Origin of the sequence: Acinetobacter sp. YH12117 (genome assembly GCF_013418865.1) — a bacterium.
GTDB lineage: Bacteria > Pseudomonadota > Gammaproteobacteria > Pseudomonadales > Moraxellaceae > Acinetobacter > Acinetobacter indicus.
In genome coordinates, this window is sequence record NZ_VPBF01000090.1 from 1 (window position 1) to 1,658 (window position 1,658).

Annotated in this window: 2 protein-coding genes; one reads left to right on the forward strand and one right to left on the reverse strand. The window is 44.9% G+C overall.

The features are described from left to right. Window positions 1–191 precede the first annotated feature (191 nt). Window positions 192–1,007, forward strand: coding sequence for an APH(3')-I family aminoglycoside O-phosphotransferase (locus FTU55_RS14910; RefSeq protein WP_000018323.1), 816 nt, complete (start codon window positions 192–194; stop codon window positions 1,005–1,007). A 136-nt stretch (window positions 1,008–1,143) separates the two neighbouring features. Here the strand turns inward: FTU55_RS14910 and FTU55_RS14915 are convergent, their stop codons facing one another. Continuing rightward, window positions 1,144–1,545 (reverse strand): LysR substrate-binding domain-containing protein, encoded by a 402-nt coding sequence (locus FTU55_RS14915; protein WP_001183556.1) that lies wholly within the window; start codon window positions 1,543–1,545, stop codon window positions 1,144–1,146. Window positions 1,546–1,658 lie beyond the last annotated feature (113 nt).

The window sequence follows — 1,658 nt, forward strand, 5'->3', positions numbered from 1 at the left end:
TACCAGCGTACGGCCCACAGAATGATGTCACGCTGAAAATGCCGGCCTTTGAATGGGTTCATGTGCAGCTCCATCAGCAAAAGGGGATGATAAGTTTATCACCACCGACTATTTGCAACAGTGCCGATAAAAATATATCATCATGAACAATAAAACTGTCTGCTTACATAAACAGTAATACAAGGGGTGTTATGAGCCATATTCAACGGGAAACGTCTTGCTCGAGGCCGCGATTAAATTCCAACCTGGATGCTGATTTATATGGGTATAGATGGGCTCGCGATAATGTCGGGCAATCAGGTGCGACAATCTATCGATTGTATGGGAAGCCCGATGCGCCAGAGTTGTTTCTGAAACATGGCAAAGGTAGCGTTGCCAATGATGTTACAGATGAGATGGTCAGACTAAACTGGCTGACGGCATTTATGCCTCTTCCGACCATCAAGCATTTTATCCGTACTCCTGATGATGCATGGTTACTCACCACTGCGATCCCCGGGAAAACAGCATTCCAGGTATTAGAAGAATATCCTGATTCAGGTGAAAATATTGTTGATGCGCTGGCAGCGTTCCTGCGCCGGTTGCATTCGATTCCTGTTTGTAATTGTCCTTTTAACAGCGATCGCGCATTTCGTCTCGCTCAGGCGCAATCACGAATGAATAACGGTTTGGTTGATGCGAGTGATTTTGATGACGAGCGTAATGGCTGGCCTGTTGAACAAGTCTGGAAAGAAATGCATAAGCTTTTGCCATTCTCACCGGATTCAGTCGTCACTCATGGTGATTTCTCACTTGATAACCTTATTTTTGACGAGGGGAAATTAATAGGTTGTATTGATGTTGGACGAGTCGGAATCGCAGACCGATACCAGGATCTTGCCATCCTATGGAACTGCCTCGGTGAGTTTTCTCCTTCATTACAGAAACGGCTTTTTCAAAAATATGGTATTGATAATCCTGATATGAATAAATTGCAGTTTCATTTGATGCTCGATGAGTTTTTCTAATCAGAATTGGTTAATTGGTTGTAACACTGGCAGAGCATTACGCTGACTTGACGGGACGGCGCTTCCCTACCCTCATGGCCGCCTCCCAGGAATCGACCCAGGTGCTTATCGTGGACATAATCCTTTACTCATAAATTTATCTTATTCCATTATTGTACCTGTCACGCAAAACTTGCAGAAAAGCCATAAACGCAGGAGAATCCTGTCGGCGGTGAGGATAATAAATATGGTAGCCGTCAAAATATGGACACCACTCGGTCAGAACAGCAATCAGCTTGCCGCTTTTGATATATCCATCTGCAACATACTCGGGAATATAGGCAATCCCCAGCCCGTCTAATGCTGCATCGAGCTGATGAATCGTGCTGTTCGCAATATATTGCCCTTTGACTTTCAGACTGAATTTCTGAGCATCTTTCTCGAATTCCCAGGCGTACAATCCACTCGTATCAGAATAGCGGACGTTAATGCAGTTGTGGTTCAAAAGATCCTGCGGCTTCCTGGGCTTAGCATAACGCTTAAAATGGCACTGTTGCAAAGTTAGCGATGAGGCAGCCTTTTGTCTTATTCAAAGGCCTTACATTTCAAAAACTCTGCTTACCAGGCGCATTTCGCCCAGGGGATCACCATAATAAAATGCTGAGGCCTGGC